This is a genomic window from Bacillus sp. LR--39 (assembly GCF_053613335.1).
Genome location: NZ_JBSIOT010000919.1, coordinates 1 through 695, shown reverse-complemented (window position 1 = coordinate 695; position 695 = coordinate 1). Strand labels below are relative to the sequence as shown.

At 45.6% G+C, this 695-nt stretch carries 1 protein-coding gene and 1 pseudogene; both read left to right on the top strand.

Translation table 11 applies throughout. The features are described 5' to 3' along the window. Positions 1 to 317 (top strand): annotated as a pseudogene (locus tag ACWHAR_RS27475) (sporulation protein); the annotation flags it as partial. 111 nt (positions 318 to 428) lie between these two features. Beyond that, on the top strand, positions 429 to 629 hold the full coding sequence (locus ACWHAR_RS27470; RefSeq protein ID WP_003182022.1) for a hypothetical protein: 201 nt from the start codon (positions 429 to 431) through the stop codon (positions 627 to 629). Positions 630 to 695: the final 66 nt, after the last annotated feature.

Sequence of the window (695 nt, the reverse complement as noted above, 5' to 3'; positions counted from 1 at the left end):
ACGGCTATAACTGGACCCTGCCCTATCAGCCCGGTGCCGTATACCCCGGAATCGCCAACCAAGACGCCGTTCAGCTCGCCATGAAGCACCAGGCACCGATTCAATATGATACAAATTCTGAGTCCCCTTTTTTCAGATACACCGATGAACAGGGCAGACGGCATGTCGTATGGTTTGAAGACGCACGCAGCATCGGAAAAAAACTGCAGCTGATCACCGAATACGGACTTGACGGCGGCGGCGTCTGGCAGCTCACACTCAGTTTTCCGCAAGGAACATGGCTCTTGACCAAATTCTTTCGCGTCCGAAAAGTCTGACATCATTATGTGATTTATTGTAAAATAACAAACCGAATAATCCCGCTAACGAATTTTGATACTAAAGATGTGTCCTTCACACAATAACAAATTTGAAAGGAATGTTTGCGATTGAATAATGCGATCCATGAAACATTGGAGCTGCATGAGCTGTTAATGTTTAAAAACCTTTGTCTGACAAAGTCATCAACAATGACGGGAATGGTTCAGGATCAAGAGCTTCGCGACATCTTGGAGCGTGATGCATCCCAAACAAAGCATCAGATCGAGCATTTACAAGGTCTATTGTCAGTGAGAGGTGAAACCGTATGAACGAATTCATCCAAAACATGACAGGCATGGGCGCGATGACTGAACAAGTCATTGCCACCGATTTTT